General features: G+C 64.1%; 15 protein-coding genes and 2 pseudogenes. 14 read left to right on the top strand and 3 right to left on the bottom strand.

What is annotated here, in order from left to right; all coding sequences use genetic code 11:
* Positions 1-163 precede the first annotated feature (163 nt).
* From rsmI to JQ635_RS18955, 7 genes are all read left to right on the top strand, one after another.
* Entirely contained in the window at positions 164-1,114 is a 951-nt protein-coding gene (gene rsmI, locus JQ635_RS18925) for a 16S rRNA (cytidine(1402)-2'-O)-methyltransferase (protein ID WP_211411335.1), read from the top strand.
* Positions 1,101-1,502 carry a YraN family protein gene (locus JQ635_RS18930; protein WP_211411336.1) on the top strand — a complete coding sequence of 134 codons (402 nt, stop codon included), beginning with the start codon at positions 1,101-1,103 and terminating at the stop codon, positions 1,500-1,502. Before rsmI ends, JQ635_RS18930 begins: the two co-directional genes overlap by 14 nt.
* A 10-nt stretch (positions 1,503-1,512) precedes the next feature.
* Positions 1,513-2,457, top strand: a complete 945-nt coding sequence (gene gshB / locus JQ635_RS18935) for a glutathione synthase (RefSeq protein WP_211411337.1) — start codon at positions 1,513-1,515, stop codon at positions 2,455-2,457.
* A 484-nt stretch (positions 2,458-2,941) separates the two neighbouring features.
* A complete protein-coding gene (gene cpaB, locus JQ635_RS18940) occupies positions 2,942-3,754 on the top strand; it encodes a Flp pilus assembly protein CpaB (protein ID WP_211411338.1) in 813 nt (270 codons plus the stop codon).
* A 10-nt stretch (positions 3,755-3,764) separates the two neighbouring features.
* Positions 3,765-5,285 carry a type II and III secretion system protein family protein gene (locus tag JQ635_RS18945; RefSeq protein ID WP_211411339.1) on the top strand — a complete coding sequence of 507 codons (1,521 nt, stop codon included), beginning with the start codon at positions 3,765-3,767 and terminating at the stop codon, positions 5,283-5,285.
* Between the two features lie 40 nt (positions 5,286-5,325).
* Positions 5,326-6,060 (top strand): CpaD family pilus assembly protein, encoded by a 735-nt coding sequence (locus tag JQ635_RS18950; protein ID WP_211411340.1) that lies wholly within the window; start codon positions 5,326-5,328, stop codon positions 6,058-6,060.
* Positions 6,057-7,349 carry an AAA family ATPase gene (locus tag JQ635_RS18955; RefSeq protein WP_211411341.1) on the top strand — a complete coding sequence of 431 codons (1,293 nt, stop codon included), beginning with the start codon at positions 6,057-6,059 and terminating at the stop codon, positions 7,347-7,349. Before JQ635_RS18950 ends, JQ635_RS18955 begins: the two co-directional genes overlap by 4 nt.
* Before the next feature lie 30 nt (positions 7,350-7,379).
* Here the strand turns inward: JQ635_RS18955 and JQ635_RS18960 are convergent, their stop codons facing one another.
* Both JQ635_RS18960 and JQ635_RS18965 read right to left on the bottom strand, forming a co-directional pair.
* Positions 7,380-8,156: a tetratricopeptide repeat protein gene (locus tag JQ635_RS18960; protein WP_211411342.1), complete on the bottom strand. Its 777-nt coding sequence runs from the start codon at positions 8,154-8,156 to the stop codon at positions 7,380-7,382.
* Positions 8,157-8,235: 79 nt separating this feature from the next.
* The gene (locus tag JQ635_RS18965; protein ID WP_130364001.1) at positions 8,236-8,481 is read right to left on the bottom strand and encodes a PilZ domain-containing protein; all 246 of its coding nucleotides are present in this window, start codon (positions 8,479-8,481) and stop codon (positions 8,236-8,238) included.
* 225 nt (positions 8,482-8,706) lie between these two features.
* On the opposite strand from JQ635_RS18965, the pseudogene JQ635_RS18970 reads away from it, so the two are divergent.
* The 5 genes and pseudogenes from JQ635_RS18970 to JQ635_RS18990 form a co-directional block, all read left to right on the top strand.
* Positions 8,707-9,351, top strand: a pseudogene (locus JQ635_RS18970) (magnesium chelatase domain-containing protein); the annotation flags it as partial.
* 246 nt (positions 9,352-9,597) lie between these two features.
* Entirely contained in the window at positions 9,598-11,211 is a 1,614-nt protein-coding gene (locus JQ635_RS18975) for a recombinase family protein (RefSeq protein WP_211411343.1), read from the top strand.
* Positions 11,208-12,113, top strand: coding sequence for a ParB/RepB/Spo0J family partition protein (locus JQ635_RS18980; RefSeq protein WP_211411344.1), 906 nt, complete (start codon positions 11,208-11,210; stop codon positions 12,111-12,113). Before JQ635_RS18975 ends, JQ635_RS18980 begins: the two co-directional genes overlap by 4 nt.
* A gap of 276 nt (positions 12,114-12,389) precedes the next feature.
* The gene (locus tag JQ635_RS18985) at positions 12,390-13,187 is read left to right on the top strand and encodes a DUF6602 domain-containing protein (RefSeq protein WP_211411345.1); all 798 of its coding nucleotides are present in this window, start codon (positions 12,390-12,392) and stop codon (positions 13,185-13,187) included.
* Positions 13,188-13,674: 487 nt separating this feature from the next.
* Positions 13,675-14,049, top strand: coding sequence for a hypothetical protein (locus tag JQ635_RS18990; protein WP_211411346.1), 375 nt, complete (start codon positions 13,675-13,677; stop codon positions 14,047-14,049).
* A gap of 6 nt (positions 14,050-14,055) precedes the next feature.
* On the opposite strand, the gene JQ635_RS18995 is transcribed toward JQ635_RS18990, so the two are convergent.
* A complete protein-coding gene (locus JQ635_RS18995; RefSeq protein ID WP_211411347.1) occupies positions 14,056-14,322 on the bottom strand; it encodes a hypothetical protein in 267 nt (88 codons plus the stop codon).
* Positions 14,323-14,632: 310 nt separating this feature from the next.
* On the opposite strand from JQ635_RS18995, the pseudogene JQ635_RS19000 reads away from it, so the two are divergent.
* Both JQ635_RS19000 and JQ635_RS19005 read left to right on the top strand, forming a co-directional pair.
* Positions 14,633-15,541: pseudogene (locus JQ635_RS19000) on the top strand (YifB family Mg chelatase-like AAA ATPase); the annotation flags it as partial.
* Between the two features lie 110 nt (positions 15,542-15,651).
* Entirely contained in the window at positions 15,652-16,119 is a 468-nt protein-coding gene (locus JQ635_RS19005; protein WP_211411349.1) for a hypothetical protein, read from the top strand.
* Positions 16,120-16,151 lie beyond the last annotated feature (32 nt).

Below are 16,151 nucleotides of genomic sequence, written 5' to 3' on the forward strand. Positions count from 1 at the left end.
AAGGCGGCGTTTCCGTCGCGAATATGGCATGAGGGCCCTAACCCCCTCCCGACGTGACCGTGGGTCGATCACATTCCCGTCCGTTCCTCGCCCCTTCACCTCGGCGCGATCTTTTCGAAGAGCAGTTCCCAGCCATGGGGATCGTGCCTAAGTTGGCTTCATTATGCGCGCAAAGCCGGCCCCGATAAATACGCCTGAAGCCACAGACGCCGCCCCGCGCGGCTTCTCCATCGACGCCCATCGGCTCCCGGCCCCGAAGGCGGCGCCGGGCCTCCATCTGGTCGCGACCCCCATCGGCAATCTCGGCGATATCACCTTGCGCGCGCTGCAGACGCTCGCCGGCGTCGACGTCATCGCCTGCGAGGACACCCGCATCACGCGCCGGCTGACCGAGCGCTACGACATCTCGGCGCAGCTCAGGCAATATCACGAGCACAACGCCGAAGCCGCGCGCCCGAAGATCCTTGAGGCACTGGCGCAGGGCGGTTCGGTGGCGCTGGTATCGGATGCCGGCACGCCGCTGATCTCCGATCCCGGCTTCAAGCTGGTGCGCGAGGTCTGCGCTGCCGGCCACGCGGTGTATGCGCTGCCCGGCCCCTCCTCGGTGCTGGCCGCGCTGTCGGTCGCGGCCCTGCCGACCGACCGCTTTTTCTTCGAAGGCTTTCTGCCCGCGAAATCCGCCGCGCGGCGCAGCCGCCTTGCCGAGCTCGCCCGCATCGACGCGACGCTGGTGATGTTCGAATCCGGCAACCGCGTCCAGGACACACTGGCCGAGCTCGCCGAGATCATGGGCGATCGTGAAGCCGCGATCTGCCGTGAGCTGACAAAACTGCACGAGGAGATTTCGCGCGCGACGCTGCACGAGCTGGCGCGCGACGCTGCAACGCTGGAGACCCGAGGCGAGTTCGTGCTGGTGATCGCTCCGCCGGCGGCCGACGTCGAGGTGCTGACATCGGATGCGCTCGACCATCTCCTGCGCGAGCAGCTCGGCGCGCACAGCGTCAAGGATGCCGTTGCGCACGCCGTCGCGCTATCGGGCCGGCCGCGCCGCGAGGTCTATGCCCGCGCGCTCGAGCTTGCAAAAGATCTGCGGGGCGGCGATGGCGAAGGCTGAGGTGCCGGCGGAACCGAAAGTCGCCTCGCCCAAGCGCGTCGCCGCGTTCCGCACCGGCATCTCCGCGGAGAGCCGCGCCGCCGCCTATCTCATGGCCAAGGGCTACCGCATCCTGGCCAAACGCTACCGCACCCCGCATGGCGAGATCGACATCGTGGCACGCCGCCGTAACCTCATCGCCTTCGTCGAGGTCAAGGCGCGTGCGAGCCTGGATGACGCCGCTTTTGCCGTAACCCCACGCCAGCAGCAGCGCATCATCGACGCCGCCCAAGGCTGGCTCGTAGCGCATCCCGAGCATGCCGAATTCGAATTGCGATTCGACGCCATGCTGATTGCGCCGCGCTCGCTTCCGCGCCATGTGTTGGCGGCATTCGACGCCTCGACCTGAAAGGCACACCATGAAACTGAACGTCGCCGTCCAGATGGACCCCATCGCCCGCATCAACATCAAGGGCGATTCCACCTTTGCGCTGCTCTTGGAGGCGCAGAAGCGCGGCCATGGCCTGTCCTATTACACGCCCGACAAGCTTTCGATGGTCGGCGACGAGCTGGTCGCGCCGGTGCAGGTCCTGACGGTGCGCGACGAGCCCGGCGACCATTTCACCCTCGGTGAGCCCAAGCGCGAGGTGCTCAACGGCTTCGACGTGGTGCTGCTGCGCCAGGATCCGCCCTTCGACCTCGCCTACATCACCTCGACGCACTTCCTGGAGCGGATCCATCCGAAGACGCTGGTGGTCAACGATCCGGCCTCGGTGCGCAACGCACCGGAAAAGCTGTTCGTGATGAACTTTCCGCAGCTGATGCCGCCGACGCTGATCTCGCGCGATCTCGACGAGATCAACGCGTTCCGCGACAGGCACGGCGCCGTCGTGATGAAGCCGCTGCACGGCCATGGCGGCGCGGCGGTGTTCCGCGTGATGCCGCAGGACATGAATTTCGGCTCGCTGTACGACATGTTCTCGGTGACATTCAAAGAACCCTGGGTGATCCAGCAGTTCATCCCCGAGGTGAAGCACGGCGACAAGCGCATCATCCTCGTCAACGGCGAATTCGCCGGCGCCGTGAACCGCGTGCCGGCCGCCGACGACCTCCGCTCCAACATGGTGCGTGGCGGCGCCGCGCAGGAGACCGAGCTCACCCCGCGCGAGCGCGAGATCTGCGCCACCGTCGGCCCGGCGCTGCGCGAGAAGGGCCTGCTGTTCGTCGGCATCGACGTCATCAACGGCAACCTCACCGAGATCAACGTGACCTCGCCCACCGGCATCCGCGCCATCGCACGGCTCGGCGGCCCTGACGTGGCGGCGAAGATCTGGGACGTGATCGAGCAGAAGCGGAAGAGGTAGCGGCCCGTCAGTTCGTCGCCGCTCCATCACCGTCACCCTGAGGTGGCCGCTTCTTCAGCGGCCCTCGAAGGGCGACGGCCCGGCTGCATCCCGGCCGCACATCCTTCGAGGCTCACCTTGCGATGCGTTGCATCGCAAGCTTCGCACCTCCAGCGACAACGGCTCCGCCGTTGCGCGGGGATGACGGATCATCGGTATCAGCGCGGTATGCTACGGTATCGCCGTGACCGCGATCGCACGCGTCACTAACCACCCGTTCACCATGACGCCCCGCCCCTCATGCAAAAGCGCGAGCCGGCATGCGTGAATCTACGGGGTTGCTGGCCGACTGAATAACGCCACGTTCACCATCTGCCGAAAACCAGCATCGTGACCGGCCGGCGCATTCGGCCTCGCAACAACCCTTATACTTTTACTCCCTACTCATCGACGCAGGGGAACCCGCCAGGTGCGGTTCGAGTGCCCCGCGTAAGAGTAAAAGCGTATGAACACCGCACGCATTGTCGTTCTCGTCATCGCGCTGGGCGCCGGCGGCGTCGCTGCGTATCTGGCGAGCGGATATCAGAATGCACCCGCGCCCGTCGCTCCCGTCGCCGAGAAGCTGCCGACGGTCGAGGTTCTCGTCGCGAAGAACGACATCCAGCTCGGCCAGGCCGTAAAGCCCGACGACCTGCAATGGCAGTCCTGGCCGGCCGGGACCGCGAGCAGCGCCTTCATCCGCCGCGACGCGAGACCCGACGCGCAGATGCAGATCGCCGGCTCGATCGCACGCGTCCCGTTGCTGCAGGGCGAGCCGATCCGCGAGCAGAAGCTGGTGAGGGCCGAGGGTTCCGGCTTCATGGCCGCGATCCTGCCCTCGGGCATGCGGGCCGTCTCCACCGAGATTTCAGCCGAGACCGGCGCCGGCGGCTTCATCCTGCCGAACGACCGCGTCGACGTCGTCCTGACGCGCCGCCTGAAGAATCCCGACGCCAATGGCGCAACCGCCGGCAACGACCTCATCGTGTCCGAGGTCATCCTGTCCAATATCCGCGTGCTCGCGATCGACCAGGCGCCGAAGGAAAAGGACGGCCAGACCGCCGTGATCGGCAAGACCGTCACGCTCGAGCTCAAGCCCGATCAGGTTGCGACGCTGTCGGCCGCACGCCAGGGCGGCACGCTGCAGCTCGCGCTGCGCAGCATCGTCGATGTCAACGCAACCGAACTCACAGTCGAGGACCAGGCGGCCAAGCGTTCCGGTGGGGTCAACGTGATCCGTTACGGGGTGCAGGTGCGGCAACTGACGTCACAGAAGTGATGGGGATAGCATGAACTACGGGGATGATCGGACGGGCCTGCGCATTCGGGGGAATCGCGCAAGCACGTTCTGGACGGGGGCGATGCTGATGCTGGGGCTGCTCGCAGCTCCTGACATGGTCAGCGCTGCTGCAGATGCGCCGGTCGGCGACCAGGCACCGATGCAGGTGCCGGATCTCGGCTTGACGTCGGTCGGCTCGATCGCGCCGGCGAAGACGCGTTTTCTCTCGCTCGGCGTCGGCAAGTCCGTCGTCATCGACCTGCCGCGCGAGGTCAAGGACGTGCTGGTGGCCGATCCCAAGATCGCCAATGCGGTGATCCGCTCGGCCCAGCGCGCCTACATCATCGGCGGCCAGGTCGGCCAGACCAACGTCGTGTTCTTCACCGCCGACGGCCAGCAGGTCGCCGCCTACGACATCGCGGTGAAACGCGACCTCAACGGCATGCGTTCGGCGCTGCGCCAGTCGCTGCCGGGCGTGCAGATCGAAGGCGTCGGCGACAGCGTGATGCTGACCGGCTCGGTGTCGAGCCCGGTCGAGGCCCAGCAGGCCGGCGACGTCGCCGCCAAGCTCGTCGGCGGCGCCGAGAAGGTCGTCAACAACATCGTCGTGCGCGGCCGTGACCAGGTGATGCTCAAGGTCGTCGTCGGCGAAGTGCGCCGCGACATCGTCAAGCAGCTCGGCGTCGATCTCAGCGCCAGCCTGAACGCCGGCACCGCGGTGGTGAATTTCAACAACTCCAACCCGTTCTCGGTCTCCGGTGGCCCGCTCGTCAGCAGCAACGGGCTCGGTGTTACCGGACTCGCAAAAGGCGTGGCCACCGTCAACGCCACGATGCGCGCGATGGAAACCGCCGGCGTGATGCGGACGCTGGCCGAGCCAAGCCTGACGGCGATCTCCGGCGAGTCCGCCACTTTCATCGCCGGCGGCGAATTCCCGATCCCTGCGGGCTACTCCTGCGATCCGGTCACCCACGTCTGCACCACCCAGATTACCTACAAGAAGTTCGGCATCTCCCTGAACTTCACGCCGGTCGTGCTCAGCGAGGGACGTATAAGCCTGCGCGTGATGACCGAAGTCTCGGAGCTGTCGAATCAGAACGCCATCTCCGTGACGCAGGCGGTGTCCTCGGGCACGACCAGCTCGATCACCATCCCCTCGATCCAGACCCGCCGCGCCGAGACCACGCTGGAAATTCCCTCGGGCGGCTCGATGGCGATGGCCGGCCTGATCCAGCAGCAGACCAAGCAGGCGATCAACGGCCTGCCCGGCGTCGACCAGGTGCCGATCATCGGCGCGCTGTTCCGCAGCCAGGACTTCGTCAACAACGAGACCGAGCTGATGGTGATCGTGACGCCCTATGTGGTGCGCGCGGTCGCCCAGAAGGAATTGTCGCGGCCGGACGACGGCTTCGCGCCGGCCTCGGACGCGCAGACGGCGCTGCTCGGCCGCATGAACCGCCTCTATGGCATCGCGCGGCGCGTCGATCCAATCGACGGCAATCGCGGCGATTTCGGCTTCATCATCGACTGAAACGAACGGTTTGGGGACCGGGACAAGAGGGGATCAAGCGATGACGAAGACGACAGCGGATCGACGTCGCGGCTTAAGCATCGCGCTGGCACTGACGGGGCTCTCCGTCATGCTCGGCGCCTGCAACACCACCGGCGAGATCGTCACCCAGACGGTGCCGACCGACTATCGCCAGCGCCACCCGATCGCGGTGCAGGAAGGCAAGAAGTCGATCGTGATCTTCGTCGGCAAGGCGCGCGGCGGCCTCTCGGACGCGCAGCACTCCGACGTCGCGGGCATCGCCCGGGACTGGGTGCGCGAAGGCACCGGTTCCGTCGTCGTCGACGTGCCGACCGACACCGCGAATTCGCGCGCCGCGGCGGCGACCTATCAGGAAATCCGTTCCGTGCTGGCATCCGGCGGCGTGCCGTCGCGCGCCATCGTCAAGCATCCCTATCGGCCCGAGGATCCCGGCCTGCTGCCCACCATCCGCCTCAGCTATTCCAAGATCGCCGCGGTCGCCGGCCCCTGCGGGCTGTGGCCGGAGGATATCGGGCCGTCCATCCTCGACCCCGGCTACAACGAGAACCACCCGTACTTCAATCTGGGCTGTGCCAGCCAGCGCAACCTCGCGGCGATGATCGACAATCCCGCCGACCTCGAGCAGCCGCGTTCTGAAACGGCAGTTTACACTGCGCGGCGCGACGTCGCCTTCGAGCGCTATCGCAAGGGCACGCCGATCGCCACTCCCAATCCCGACGCCGAGAAGGCCAAACTCAGCGACACAGGCAAATGACAGGCTTCAACGACGAAGAAGAAGCGGACGATCCGCGGCACCCCGAGGAACACATTGCACCGGTTCCTCGCATCTCCGTGCAGGCCTTTTGCGAGACCGACCAGACGCTCAAGGCGGTGACCGCCGCGGGCGAGGATCGCCGGCTTGCCAAGGCGCATCTCACCGCCAAGGAAGGCGGCTTAGCTGCGGCAATCGAAGCCTATGAATCGATGCCGACGCCGAACGTGATCGTGATCGAATCCGACGGCACGCGCGACATCCTCGAAGGCCTCGATGATCTCGCCGGCGTCTGCGATCCCGGCACCCGCGTGGTCGTGATCGGCAATCCCAGCGACACCGCGCCCTATCGCGAGCTGGTGCGGCGCGGCGTCAACGACTACGTGGTCGGCCCGGTCGAGACGCTCGACGTGGTCCGCTCGATCTGCAGCCTGTTCTCGGCATCCGAAGCCATCATCACCGGCCGCGTCATCGCGGTGGTCGGTGCCAAGGGCGGCGTCGGCGCATCCACCGTCGCGCATAACGTGGCCTGGACCATCGCCCGCGACCTTTCGCTCGATTCCGTCGTGATCGATCTCGACCTCGCCTTCGGCACCGCGGGTCTCGATTACAACCAGGACCCGGCACAGGGCATCGCCAATGCGGTGCTGTCGCAGGACCGTCCGGACACGGCGCTGATGGAGCGCCTGCTCGCCAAATGCACCGATCACCTCAGCCTGCTCGCCGCGCCCGCCACGCTCGACCGCGTCTATGATTTCGGCGCCGAAGCGTTCGATGCGGTGTTCGACACGCTGCGCATGACCACGCCCTGCATCGTGCTCGACGTCCCCCATCAATGGTCCGCCTGGACCAAGCGCGCGCTGGTCAATGCCGACGACATCGTGATCGTGGCCGAGCCCGATCTCGCCAACCTGCGCAACACCAAGAACATGCTGAGCGTGCTGAAGGCGGCGCGGCCGAACGACCGGCCGCCGCTGTACTGCATCAACCAGGTCGGCATGCACAAGCGCGCGGAGATCGAGGTCAAGGCGTTCGCCAAGACCATGGAGAGTCAGCCGATCGCGGTGATCCCGTTCGATTCGAAACTGTTCTCGACCGCGGCCAATAACGGCCAGATGATCGCAGAGGTCTCCAAGAACCACCGCACCACCGAGCTGTTCCAGATCATGGCCAACCGCCTCGCCGGGCGCGGCGAGGTGAGGAAGCCGAAGCGCTCGCTGCTCGCGCCGCTGCTGAAGAAGCTGAAGGGCCGCTCGGGTCGCGGATCCGCCCCGCATCGCAAGGCGTCGTAGGTTTCGCGTACAGAAAACGCGGCGCGCGGGCTACTTCTCAGCCCGCTGCTGCTGCTTCTTCGCCAGCAACTGGCGCAGCGCCGCGACCTTGGCTGCGGCCTGGTCCGGCGGCAAATCTGCCTTCACGAGGATTTCAGCCTCAGCCTCGCGGCCCTGCAATCCCAGCACGAGCGCGAGATTGGCACGGATCCGCACATCGTTCTGATTGCGCTGATAGGCGCGGCCGAGCACCTGTTCGGCCTTCGGCAGATTGTTCTGCAGCATGTAGGACAGGCCGAGATTCGACAGAACCTGCGGCTCGTCAGGCACGATCTTCAGCGCGGTCGCGTAATATTGCTGCGCTTCCTCGTTGCGGCCGAGCTGATCGAGCGCGGCGCCCTGCGCTGACAGGATCCGCCAGTCGGGATCCTCGGGCGAATGCGCGCGGCCCAGAACGTCGAAAGCCTGCTGGAAATTGCCGTTGTCGGCGAGCGCGCGGCCGTAGCCGGCGAGTAGCGCCTTGTTGCTGGGATGGGCGAGCACGGCCTGCTCGAGCACCGCGACCGCCTGGGCGCGCTGGCCGCTGTCGCGCAGCGCCTTGCCGTATTCGATCGCAATAGCGGGATCGCTGGGCTTGGCGCGATAGCGCTCGCGCAGCGCGTCCATGCCCGGCTTGGCGTCGGCCTTGCTGGCTGTTTCCGGCTTGCCACCGAGCGCGCCGGTGACGTCCTCGAGGCTCGTCGTCTGACAGCCACCGAGGGCAAGCGCGATGAGGGCGGGAAGCAGCAATCTCGCCGGGGGGAAGGCGAGGGACGAACGCTTGGGCATACTCTGATCACTCGGCAACTGATCAGAGATGCTTACCGATTAACGCTAAAGTCCCGTTAAGGACGCGTATCGATCGGACTTAGTCGGTGAATTCCGCACCGAATTCGCAGCCGATGCGCCAGCGCAGGCGGCACTGGCGGGAATAATCCGGCGCGAAGATGATGGTGAATTGCGGCGGCACTTCCAGAAACTCCGCCACGACTTTCACGCCCCCGTCCGAGATATCCGTAATCGTGCAGTCCCTGGGCAGCGAGCCCGCCCCAAAATGAATCTTGGCGAGCCGGCTGCACACCCGACGTTCGCTTCTCCGGCGATTTACCAGCATTTGAATTGTTCACCCGTTAGACCACGGCCCATCCCGCAGCCCTAGGAGTAGCGGACATTCGTTGGAATGTGCTGAGAACAGAAGCTCGCATTCGAAGCGTAGTGTCGGGATCGCGTTTACGATTGATTAGGGCTCGCGCGGTCCCGGAAATGTTCCCGTATTGTTCTTGCGGAGCGCCGCGCCTCCTGCTACCCTCGATTGTGCAGAGGGCAGGCTGGTTCGGGCATGGTTCAACGGGTTTCTACCGTCGCCTTTGAGGGGATCGAGGCCCGCGCGGTCGACGTGCAGGTGCAGGTCGCGCCGGGCCTGCCCGCGTTCGCCATCGTCGGCCTGCCGGACAAGGCAGTGTCGGAGGCGCGTGAGCGGGTGCGCTCGGCGCTGATCGCCTCGGGCCTGGCGCTGCCGGCGCGGCGGATCATCGTCAATCTGGCGCCCGCCGACGTCCCGAAGGAAGGCAGCCATTACGACCTGCCGATCGCGCTCGGGCTGATGGCGGCGATCGGAGCGATCCCGCCGGATGCGCTGACCGGTTTTACCGTTCTCGGTGAGCTCGGGCTCGATGGTTCGATCGCGCCGGTGGCCGGTGTCTTGCCCGCCGCGATCGGCGCCAATCAGCGCGAGGAAGGCCTGATCTGCCCGGCGGCCTGCGGCTCGGAGGCGGCGTGGGCGAGCCCTGATATCCAGATCATCGCCGCACAATCGCTGATCCAGATCGCCAACCACTTCAAAGGCACGCAGGTGCTGTCTCGGCCCTCGCCGAGAGTACACGAGGCCGCCACCTCAAAGCTCGACCTGCGCGACATCAAGGGCCAGGAGAGCGCCAAGCGCGCGCTGGAGATCGCGGCCGCCGGCGGACATCACCTCTTCATGTGATTGTCTCGATGCCCATCACGGGCTATTGGAGACGACAATGACACGCATCACGACCCCCACCGCTCGCATCATCGCCACCGCTGCCCTACGCCTTAGCTGGACCGTGCTGAACGTAGCGACACGCATCCAATCCCAAGGAGAACGCTTGGAGGCGTGGGCAGACCGCGTAGCCGTTCGGAGGGGCTTTGCAGACGACATGCTCCACACGGTCACCGCTGACATCCTGAGAAGCCACTAACCGCCATGGACACGCAGCGGCCCCCGAGGGCATACAGCTACATCCGCTTCAGCACGCCTGAGCAAGCCAAAGGACACTCGCTCGAAAGGCAGATTGACGCTGCCCGCGCTTGGGCCGCTGCGAACCACGTCACCCTTGATGATGAATTGACGTTTCGGGATCGAGGCGTCTCAGGGTTCACGGGAGCCAACTTGGAGACCGGCGCACTGGGCGTGTTCCTAGAACTCGTCCGCGAAGGCACCATCCCGCGAGGGTCTTGGCTTCTTGTCGAGAACTTGGACCGGATCAGCAGGCAAGCCGCACGCAAGGCTGTCCGCACCATCGAAGACATTGTCGAGGCTGGAATCACCGTCGTGGACCTGTCGGACGGTGGCCGAGAGTACAACGCGGAGACGCTCGACAAAGACCCGATGCTGTTTTTGATGATGGTTGTCCGCTTCATCCGCGCCAATGAGGAAAGCGCGACCAAAGGCGGCCGTGTAGCCAAGGCGCACGAGGCAAGGCGAAAGAAGTTCGCGGGACAAGAGCCTCTCACCAAGCCGTACACCCTGAGGCTCCCCGGGTGGCTCCGATGGGACGCGAGCGCCAGCCGCTACGCCTTGATCGAGGAGCGGGCCGCGCTGTTGCGCTGGATGTTTGAAATGGCTGACGGGGGAATGGGCGTACACAGCATCGCTGCGCACCTCAACGAGACCAAAGAGGACACGTGGGGCGCAGGGAAGTGGAAGGCGAAGTATTGGCACCGCTCCTACGTTCGCAAGCTCCTCACCAACAAGGCCGCCATAGGAATCTTCGTGCCTCACCGGGTAGTGAAGGTTGAGGGCAAGAGAACCAAGCAGCGTATCCCTGAGGCAGCGATTGAGCACCGCTTTCCCGCAGCCGTGGACCGTGAGCTTTTCGAACGTGTGAATGCCCGCCTGAGCACCACCGAGGCGCGCGGAAGAAACAGCACCGCTCCCGTACGGTCTATCTTTGCTGGCGTGATGAAGTGCCAGCACTGTGGGAACACAGTCACCCGGGTCAACAAAGGTGACCATGTGTACCTGGTGTGCTCAGCAGCGCACGCCAAGGCCGTCACGCACCCTTATGAGAGCGTCCCGTATCGGCAGGCGGTAGAGGCATTCACACGGAACCTCAAGGTGACCCTGAAGGAAGCACCACGGGGCACAGAGACCCCTGAGATTGAAGGCAGGATCGAACAGCTTCAGGTCGAGGTAGAGGCTGGAGAGGACCGGGTGAGAGAGTTGTTGGAAATAGCTATCAGCGACAAGAGCCGGGTGGCGAAGCAGGAATTGCAGCGAACGGAGCAAGAGCTTGAGACGGTCAGGGACACTCTCAGGAAGGCCATCGAGCGACGTGACGTCCTCACAAGCACGAACGTCAAGAGTAGGCTCGCTGCGGTAGAGAAGGCGTTTGCGAGTGAACCGTTGGACACCGCGGTTGCCAATAAGGCACTGCGGGGCGCGGTCAAGATCATGGTGATGAGACCGCAGGCGGGCCGGATGGACATCCTGTGGCACCATGCGGAAACACCGCAGGAGACGTTGTTCTACACCAACCGTTTCGATTGGGAGGGCAACACGATTGAGAGCCAAGAAGAGGGCGCGGAAACGGCATGAAGAAGAGACCCAGCCAGATCAACGCCAAGGTAGTAGCGGACGCCCTGAGGGAGGCCGAACGGGAACTAGAGCAACCGACGAGCACCGAAAGACCGCTGTATGTGAACGTGAAGCCCATCGACATCACGACGCGCCTTGAGTTGTTTCAGCCTCGAAGGTTCTCAGAAGGCCTCCGTGAGGTGGACCCGAAGCACGTGAAGGACTTGGCAACCCGCATAACCCGCAAGGGAGACCTTGACCCCGTGCTCGTCATCAAACTAGCCGGTAGATGGGTGGTGGTGGACGGACATCACCGCCTTGCAGCATATCTCAGCCTAAAGCGTAGGACGGCAATCAAGTGCGAGTGGTTCGCTGGGACGGTGCGGGAAGCTGCGGATGAAAGCCTTCGACGCAATGAATTGATCAAGCTGCCCATCAGCCACGGCGACAAGCAAGAGGAGGCGTGGAGGCGAACGCTGAACGGCTGGGGGAGCAAGAGCGAGGTGGTCCAATTAACGGGCGTCAGCGAGGGCATTGTTGCGATGATGCGCCGTATTGTGAAGCAGCACCGGACGCAGGAGACACCAAGCGGAAAAGAGCTTCGACAGAAGCTAGGACCATCACTTGCCACGTACAGTTGGAGCAGGGTTCGTGCAGAGTGGGTGGGTCTAACGCCGGGCCAATGGTCCCTTGAGGAGGCAGCGGCGAAGCTCGCACGCAATCTCAGCAAGCGGATGACGAACACGCTCTCAGAGAACCCCGAGGTGACCGCTAGGGCGCTGTGGATTTACGATCCGCACATGTGCAGTGAACTCGCCGCTGCCCTCAGCCGCCACGTAAAGGACGGGCAATTAGAGGAAACCCACGAGGTGCAGTTGCAGGTCATGAGAGCCAAGGGCATCAACTTGGAGGTCGACGAGTAGGGGGTGCAAGAAGGACCCAGCCTATGCACCCTGCATAGGGCAGTAAGTTCGATTGTGGCAAAAAAAAGCGTAACAAAGCGATACGGGAAGACCCAATACCAAGACCCACGTTGCCACAGGGGTGCAAGAAGGACTTACCTTATGCACCCTTTCCCGGTGTGGCCGTAAAGTCATTGAGCGGAAGGGGAGAGAGGCCGGCCAAGCGCGCACGGCAGACTAGTCTGCTCAAGGGCACGCCGAGTGGCACGAGGCGTTTTGGGCGCAAAAGGAGTGCAGATGGCGAAACGTGCGACGAGTTCGGGGGTGGGTTCGAGCCCACACCTCTCATACATGTCGGCGCTCCAAGATATTGCTGACCAGTCGCAGCGCGAGTTGGGACGCATGATGCCCCACGCCGGAGAGCGCGGGCGCATCGCCGAGGAAATCATCAGGAGCGTCCTCTCTCGCACGCTGCCAAAACGCTTCTCCATTGGCACTGGCGTAGTCATTTCCGCCCATGGCGACGTTAGCCGCCAGACCGACATCGTGATCTATGACAACTTCTTCAACTCGCCGCTCCTCTCTGAGTTCGGCTCCTGCTTATTCCCTGCTGAGATTGTCTTCGCCACGATTGAGGTTAAGTCGGTGCTGACGAAGCGCGAGCTTCGAACCAGCATGGATGCCATCATGCAGATGCGGAAGGTTGGATCGCAGAAGAAGTATGTTGTCCCCGTCACGATCAGCGACGTTGCGAGACCAAGCCGAACAGCAACGGTCCGGTACACCGAAAAAACGCCACCAAGAAACTATATCGTGGCATTCGCGCAGAAGGGCCTAGGTCCAACCTATCAGCGCTTCTGTGCGAAACTAAAGGCATGCCTTGATGAGGATCATTCCCATGTCCACGGTGTCTGTATCCTGGATGAAGGTTGGTTCGCCGGAAGGCGTGCGTACAAACGGCCAGCGGAGTTGTTTGGCGGGGAGGGAAATGGTTTGCTACAGCTCTACAGCCACATCCTAAAGGCTCAGCAGAACTTCTCGGTTCACGCAATGGACTTGGATGCGTACTTGCCGAAGGAACCCTCTCAGGCGTGAGCGGTCTGAAACTTTCCGTTACCCCCGCAAACACACAGGTTGACCGAAGGCTCACCGGGCGAAAACGTGAACACGGAGCAGTGCTGCAGTGAGCCGGGCGGCTGCGGCGGCCTTTAACCCGAGGAACTTGAAACGCGGATTGCGGCCGATCCCAAAAGGGTCCCATACTTCGAAAGGGGGCCCAACAATCAGACACCCGCCGTTGCCACAACGCTTCCAAGCCTATTCCTTGCCTATTCCAGTGGCGCATCACTAAGCGCAACATGCTGCCGAACGATGACCAACAGGCGTCGCTTGTCAGCCGTTGCCGAGAAACGACCATCCATCAAAAGGATTGCCCAGTTTAAGAACGCGATTTAGGTTCGCCTGCATGGGGCCATCACCGCTACGCACGCCAAATCTCATCAGTTGCCCGGACTGCGGCCATCGGATCAGCAAGTCCGCAATGGCGTGCCCAAGTTGCGGAGCGGCACCGCCCCGCCGCAGGATGAAGCTCCGCGATGTCATGATCATTTTGGCGAGCTGCCTCTGGGGCGCGTACCAAGCAGCTCCCGCGCACATTATCCCCGGCATCATCGGCGGGCTCATTGCTGGCGTATTCTTCGCGGGCATTGTCCGCGCCGTGATCGCGCTCGCCCGGGTGTTTCGCGAGAAGGCTCCGCGCGCCGCGTCGATCACCGGGACGATTGTCTTTTGGCTCTGCATCGCCATCGCGGTCTTCTCCGCAGGCGTGAGCGTGTATGCGATGGCCACCGGGGCTTCGGCGCTGTTGGTAGGTTCGCTGGCGGGCCTTGGGGTGCTCTATGCCTTGATTGGATGGGGAGTTCGTTATGCCCTCTCCAGCGAGCGGGAGCCGATCTAGCGACGATCAATCTTCAATGACTTCTATCTCGCCTGATTTGATCAGTCGCGAAACCTCGAAGTTAATCGGGCGCGCATGCTCGGCAAGCCTGAGCCTCGTGATGATCGTCGTATCGGCAAGACAAAGCATTGCGTTGTCTAGCGCCGCATCGGTCTCGTGAAGATAGCCAACGTAATCGCCCGGTGGCAGCAAATACGGGATGCCGCTGCCCGGCAGCGTGACCGAAACGCCCTGCTCAATGTGTAGCTTCACCTCGCGGGTAGTGGGTCCCATGGTGTAATTCCTTCAGCCACCTCGGTAACGTCTTTTATGACGGCTTCGCTGTGCCCCACCTTACCGCCAAGGGGCGGGTGCGACCACGGGGGCCTTCACGTTCGGAGAGGCTCAGCGGTGCTGGAGTAGAAACACGCGCTTCTGATGTGAGCCGGGCAGCGGCGGCGGCCCTTTAAGCCCGGATTTTGAAGTCGAGACTGCTAGTGCGTTCCGGCGGGGGCCCGGTTGACCAAAGGGGACCCGTTCGGCCCGAGAGTTGCGGGGCACACATAACGGCGGCGCGGAAGTGCATAACTTTTCCCATTGAAGAAATCATTTGTTGATGATCGGCGCGCCCGGCGCCGGAAAGTCGATGCTGGCGGCGCGCCTCCCCTCGATCCTGCCACCGCTGTCGCCGGGCGAGCTTCTGGAAGTCTCGATGATCGCGTCCGTCGCCGGCGAGATCGAGGGCGGCGCGCTGACGTCGCGGCGGCCGTTCCGTTCGCCGCATCATTCCGCCAGCATGGCTGCGCTCACCGGCGGCGGCATGCGCGCAAAACCCGGCGAGATCTCGCTCGCGCATCAGGGCGTGCTGTTCCTCGACGAGCTGCCGGAATTCGATCCGCGCGTGCTGGATTCGCTGCGCCAGCCGCTGGAGAATGGCGAGGTCTCCGTCTCCCGCGCCAATCACCGCGTCACTTACCCTGCGCGCTTCATGCTGGTCGCAGCAATGAATCCCTGCCGCTGCGGCAACGCCTTCGAGCCCGGTTACGCCTGCAAGCGCGGCCGCATCGATCGCTGCACGTCCGACTACCAGGCCCGCATCTCAGGTCCCCTGATGGACCGCATCGACCTGCGCATCGAGGTGCCGGCCGTGACCGCCGCCGACCTGATCCTGCCGCCGCCGGCGGAGGGCTCGGCCGAGGTCGCAGCACGCGTCGCCGCGGCGCGCGACATCCAGCTCGCGCGTTACACTGAAGCGGGCCTGCCCAACATCCGCACCAACGCCGAAGCGCCCGCCTCCGTGCTGGAGGAGATCGCAAAGCCCGATGCGCAAGGCGCCAAGCTGCTGCGCGATGCCGCCGAGACCATGCGGCTGTCGGCGCGCGGCTATCACCGTGTGCTGCGGGTCGCGCGCACGCTCGCCGACCTCGATCACGCCGACAGGATCGGCCGGCTGCATCTCGCCGAGGCGCTGTCCTACCGCGCACTCGCGGAGGATGTGCGCCAGATGGCGTGATCATTCCGCGCGTCAACCCGGCGGTAACGAGTTTCCTTTACTCTCTGCAAACCATAAGGCCCAACGAGTTTCCAAGGGCAGTTTCCCAAGGGCCTGGCGAGTAGAGTGTCATGTTGCGTTTCAAGATCCTGGCCTCCGTTGTTCCCCTTTTGGCGGCAGCCGTCTTTGCCCGCGGCGAGATCGGATCGGTCTCGCATCCCTGCATCGCCCTGGGCGAAACCTCCGTCGAGCTGACAACCCTGTTCTGGACCGCCGGAATCCACGTCGCCTTCACGGACGATCCGGCGCGGGCCACGATCAGGGTTCAGATCACCGACGATGCGGACGCCGCGGACTTCGCGGTCGTCGACGACGGCCTCGGTTCCGAGACTGACTCCTGCCAGGCCAATCCCGCAAACCGCCTCGTCACCATCGCGGCGCAGCCGGTCGACGGCGGACCGGTCATCTATCTCTCGACTGACGGCCCCGCCGATTATCGAATCTACGTGCGCTCCAGGACGTTCTCGCAGCGCGAGGCGGCGGCGCTGATCGTCGGCGCTCACGACGGTCGCCGCCCATTCCAGGCCGCTTCACTCTGAGGCGTTAACACCTCGTCAACCCTGTTTGGAGG

Source organism: Bradyrhizobium iriomotense, from assembly GCF_018130765.1.
GTDB classification, from domain to species: domain Bacteria; phylum Pseudomonadota; class Alphaproteobacteria; order Rhizobiales; family Xanthobacteraceae; genus Bradyrhizobium; species Bradyrhizobium iriomotense_A.

Excerpts from the sequence above, each read along its gene's own strand:
- JQ635_RS18965 (WP_130364001.1), bottom strand. The coding sequence starts at position 8,481 with ATGCTGGTAAATCGCCGGAGAAGCGAACGTCGGGTGTGCAGCCGGCTC.
- rsmI (WP_211411335.1), top strand. The coding sequence starts at position 164 with ATGCGCGCAAAGCCGGCCCCGATAAATACGCCTGAAGCCACAGACGCC.
- JQ635_RS19005 (WP_211411349.1), top strand. The coding sequence starts at position 15,652 with ATGTTGCGTTTCAAGATCCTGGCCTCCGTTGTTCCCCTTTTGGCGGCA.
- JQ635_RS18975 (WP_211411343.1), top strand. The coding sequence starts at position 9,598 with ATGGACACGCAGCGGCCCCCGAGGGCATACAGCTACATCCGCTTCAGC.
- JQ635_RS18995 (WP_211411347.1), bottom strand. The coding sequence starts at position 14,322 with ATGGGACCCACTACCCGCGAGGTGAAGCTACACATTGAGCAGGGCGTT.
- JQ635_RS18960 (WP_211411342.1), bottom strand. The coding sequence starts at position 8,156 with ATGCCCAAGCGTTCGTCCCTCGCCTTCCCCCCGGCGAGATTGCTGCTT.
- JQ635_RS18955 (WP_211411341.1), top strand. The coding sequence starts at position 6,057 with ATGACAGGCTTCAACGACGAAGAAGAAGCGGACGATCCGCGGCACCCC.
- JQ635_RS18945 (WP_211411339.1), top strand. The coding sequence starts at position 3,765 with ATGAACTACGGGGATGATCGGACGGGCCTGCGCATTCGGGGGAATCGC.
- JQ635_RS18950 (WP_211411340.1), top strand. The coding sequence starts at position 5,326 with ATGACGAAGACGACAGCGGATCGACGTCGCGGCTTAAGCATCGCGCTG.
- JQ635_RS18930 (WP_211411336.1), top strand. The coding sequence starts at position 1,101 with ATGGCGAAGGCTGAGGTGCCGGCGGAACCGAAAGTCGCCTCGCCCAAG.
- gshB (WP_211411337.1), top strand. The coding sequence starts at position 1,513 with ATGAAACTGAACGTCGCCGTCCAGATGGACCCCATCGCCCGCATCAAC.
- JQ635_RS18985 (WP_211411345.1), top strand. The coding sequence starts at position 12,390 with ATGGCGAAACGTGCGACGAGTTCGGGGGTGGGTTCGAGCCCACACCTC.
- cpaB (WP_211411338.1), top strand. The coding sequence starts at position 2,942 with ATGAACACCGCACGCATTGTCGTTCTCGTCATCGCGCTGGGCGCCGGC.
- JQ635_RS18990 (WP_211411346.1), top strand. The coding sequence starts at position 13,675 with ATGAAGCTCCGCGATGTCATGATCATTTTGGCGAGCTGCCTCTGGGGC.
- JQ635_RS18980 (WP_211411344.1), top strand. The coding sequence starts at position 11,208 with ATGAAGAAGAGACCCAGCCAGATCAACGCCAAGGTAGTAGCGGACGCC.